Genomic DNA, 3,679 nt, shown 5'->3' with positions numbered 1-3,679 from the left:
AGATAGGCCCGCCCGTCAGGATCGTAGAGCCACATGCCTTCGCCGCGAACGAAGTGCACGGGCCGGCGGTACTGGAGCCGATAGGAGGCCCCCAGAACGTCGTCACGGCGAGCAATTAGCTCGGACTCGCGCCTGGGAAGATCGGATTCGCCAGGTCTGTAGCGATTCGGCATGAGATCGGTGGACATGTGCTGCTGCCTATCTGAACGAGTATCTTGATCAATTCGCGGTTCGGCGACCCTGCCTGTCGGGCGAACCGATACGGCGTTGCAGCGGGACGACGACATTGCCGCCTGGACTGCCGCCTCGCCCGAGGCGCCACCAAGAGGCGTCAGGATGGAGAGGCCATGCTCGGCACGCGCGACGTTCTTTTTGATGTACTGGGCGTCGCCCGGAAAAAGGTGGGAGCGCCAGTTATTGACCAGGATCAAAGCGCTTTGTCGCGCCCGCATCAATCCGACGAGGAGTCTTGCTTCCAGCGCCGAAATTGCAATGACCGAGGCATAGCCGGCGATAAGATGTTCGGCCCCACCCAAAGGAAGGTTCGGATCCGTCACGGCGTGACTTGCCGCGATCGCCAGATCCTGGATCCTGGGGCTCCAGCAGCCATCGCCAAAATCGATGAAACCCGTTCCCTGGGCAGTCGTCATCATATTGAATGGGCTGGGATCATTATGGGTGACCTGCCACGCCACGTTCGAGATTTGTGGCTCAACAAACTCCACATAGTCCGCCATCGCGACGCGAACGCTGTCGGCAATGCTCCCGGGTGGGAGGTATTGCTCTAGTTCCATCAACCGCGACCAGCACCCGACATGGCAAAGAACGGGACGGTGGGCCGCGGGCACATTGACTTGCGCAAGGGCCAAGTCCAGCCGGGCCAGAGCGCTGCCAGTTCGAAAAAGCAGGTCCGGAGTGGGCACCGCCTTGTGCAGCGGAACGCCTTCGATCCGGGTCTGCAAGTACCCGCATACCCCTTCTTCCTCAAACATCAACGCGCCGCTGCTGGTGCGGAGCACTTCGGGTGCAACGAAGCCCGCGGCCCCTTGCAATCCCGCCATGGTGGCGCTTTGGAAACGAAAGCTGTCGACCGCCTCCGGTCTTGTCGACGTCTTCAGGATCAGTCGGTGGCCGTCCGACAGGTTGACCTCAACGGTGCGCTCGACCTCGGAGGATAATGTGGCGATCGATCCCGCCAATCCGTAGTGACGCTTAAGCAATGCCGCCGACATGTCTGGTTCCGCAGAAGCCGGCCGCATGGCCAGGATTGCGGCGGCAGTGCGAAAATAGGCTTCGGTTGAGGCTGCCGCGTAAGGCAGATGGTCGCGTCCCGCAGCCATGGAGCCATTGGGCTGGCCTGCTTTTTCATCGGAGACCAGATGACTACAAGCACCCAACTCGAAAGATCCTCGCCTGCTGGATATGGTGTTCTTCTTGCTGCGAGTGGTGGAGCGGTCCAGCCAATAAACCCGCGCCCCATCCTCGCCCTCAGATCCCGAAAACGCCCGGTAGCTCCGTCACATCGCGGATTTCGGTGTACTCGTAATAAGGGTTGGCTGGCTCATGGCCGCGATTAACCCGGACCTTGCTCTTGATCCCTAGGTCATAGGCAGACATCAGGTCGTGGCGGAAAGACGAGGAAACGTGAGTTATGTCCTCCGGGCCGCATCGCAGCATGTCGAACATATATTCGAACGCCTTGAAGTGCGGCTTGTAAGCCCCCGCCTGTTCAGCGGTGTAGACGGCATGAAATGGCGCGCCGAGTTTTGCCACGTTCGACGGAATTTGGGCCATCATGGAGTTCGAAAGGATAACCAGCGGAATTTCCTTGGCTAGTTTAGCCAAGCCCTCGGGAACGTCCTGATGCGGCCCCCAGGTCGGGATGCGGTTGTAGATCGTTTCAGCGTCTTCGGCACGGAATGCGACATTGTTGCGGCGGCACGTCCGCTCCAGTGCGTTGTGAACGACATCGGCATAGGGCTTCCAGTCCTGCAACACCTCATCGAGGCGGTAGGCTTGGAAGTTTCTGATGAATTCGTCCATGCGCGGCCCATCCAGAAGATGACCGAACAGATCCCGAGCGGCTCCCGCCATTTGGAAATTGATCAGCGTGCCGTGGCAATCAAAAGTCACGTATTTCGGCCGGAAGCGATCCATGTCCTTGGTTCCTGTCAATCTGCCGTGTTAGCCGAGCATAGCCGCAGGCGTTTGGCAGAATGTGCCGCAATACATGGTCGTTCGGCAGAAGGGCCCTCCGGTCTACCGCAATCGCAGCACGATCTTCCGCAGTACTGTTTCTTTCGCCCCTCCTGAGCCGAAACCGACCTGTAGCGCTCGCACAGTGTGCTGAGCCGAGCCGAATAGATCAGGGTCGTAGTCAGTTCGGCCCGCGTCCGATTATCGCTCGATAGGCACGCCAACCCCTAGCCAAGGCCATCCTTCGTGTTCGCGGGCGACGGCGGAACTCCAAGACCGATGTTAGGCGCAAAGCTGAACAATCGGGCGGTCCTTTGGCCCAAAGCCACACTGGTCATCAATGAGGGAATGCCGCCTCGAACGCATCCGTTGCACTAGACGGGACATACTCGAAGCGCCGACACGGCAAACCAAACCTTGGTGATTGCGCGGTGAGACGAGTGAAGCCCCGCCGACCGTTCCCCAACGTCATCCGGTCGCGATCGAACGTGCGCCGTTCAGCGGATACCGCCTCGGGTGACCGTGCACACTCAGGGTGGCCAAATGCGGGCTCTAATTCCGCGTCGGAGACGTTTGTGTCGCTGTTCAGCGTGCTCTTGGATATGATATGGCAATTACCTTATCAGTCGGTCCAGTGGGGCATTGGGCCGACTGAGAGCAAAAAAGTGTAACGGAATGAAATACTTAGACAGGCGATTTGCCGTGGCGCCCATGATGGATGGCAGAGTTTAACCATACATATCAATAGCTTACGGCTAGGTGTGTGCAGAAATTGCACACGCAGATTCTGGTTCTCTTCTGTTTTCGTTCCTGCGCGAAAGCCCGAAAAGCCGGCCGGAAATGCGAAGGTGTGAAGCGCTCGGCGACAGAGGCAATTGCTCTGCGGGCGATAACATTCGGGTTAGTGTCCGAAGCTCCTGCGGCGAGGTGGACCGGCAATGTCCAGTGAATGCCTGATTCTGACCCCGTTCGATCTGCGCGAAGCCCCGTCCGGAGGCGGTCGTCTGTCTAGGACGTTGGGCTACGCCCAGCGAAGCTCGATCCCACCAAGCCCTTGGGCAGTGGGGGGATTCAGCGTACCGGCGCTGACAGTGTCCGGAGCGTTCAGCTCGACCTGCATGATCCTTGGGGTCGAACACATGGATGCGACGCGTAGCAGCTGCGCAATTGTCAGAGCACCGATCGCCGCCCCGACAAACGGCACAGCGGCGCTAGCCTCGGCAAGAATGAAGGTCCCGCAGCCGTCGAATTTTCTCGCGTGCTCGCGATAGGCTGGCGTTTCGAGCATTGCATCGATGTTCTTGGGTTTTGCGGCATGAGCCCATAGTCCGTCGGTGTCAGCACCTTTCGGCACCACACGAATCTGGCCGATCTCGAAGTCGAAGGCGCCGTGCCCGACGCCGGCATCGATCATGAAGCTGTGGCCCGCTTTGGCGATCGCTACCCGCGCCGTTGGCTCATCAAGGCTGGTGAGTATAACCGG

General features: G+C 59.3%; 2 protein-coding genes and 2 pseudogenes. All 4 read right to left on the bottom strand.

Translation table 11 applies throughout. The annotated features are described in order from the left end of the window. A pseudogene (locus EOA86_RS26500) lies at positions 1-188 on the bottom strand (aspartate aminotransferase family protein); the annotation flags it as partial. Between the two features lie 417 nt (positions 189-605). After that, positions 606-1,232: pseudogene (locus EOA86_RS40655) on the bottom strand (phosphotransferase); the annotation flags it as partial. Positions 1,233-1,488: 256 nt separating this feature from the next. Next, entirely contained in the window at positions 1,489-2,157 is a 669-nt protein-coding gene (locus tag EOA86_RS26490) for a haloacid dehalogenase type II (RefSeq protein ID WP_128344397.1), read from the bottom strand. A 1,060-nt stretch (positions 2,158-3,217) separates the two neighbouring features. Continuing rightward, positions 3,218-3,679, bottom strand: a 462-nt coding sequence (locus tag EOA86_RS26485; RefSeq protein ID WP_206630139.1) for a hypothetical protein, incomplete at its 5' end; no start/stop codon positions are given.

The organism is Mesorhizobium sp. M5C.F.Ca.IN.020.32.2.1 (assembly GCF_004023105.1).
Lineage (GTDB): Bacteria > Pseudomonadota > Alphaproteobacteria > Rhizobiales > Rhizobiaceae > Mesorhizobium > Mesorhizobium wenxiniae.
The sequence above is the reverse complement of the archived record's forward strand: the minus strand, read 5'-3'. Positions and strand labels throughout refer to the sequence as shown.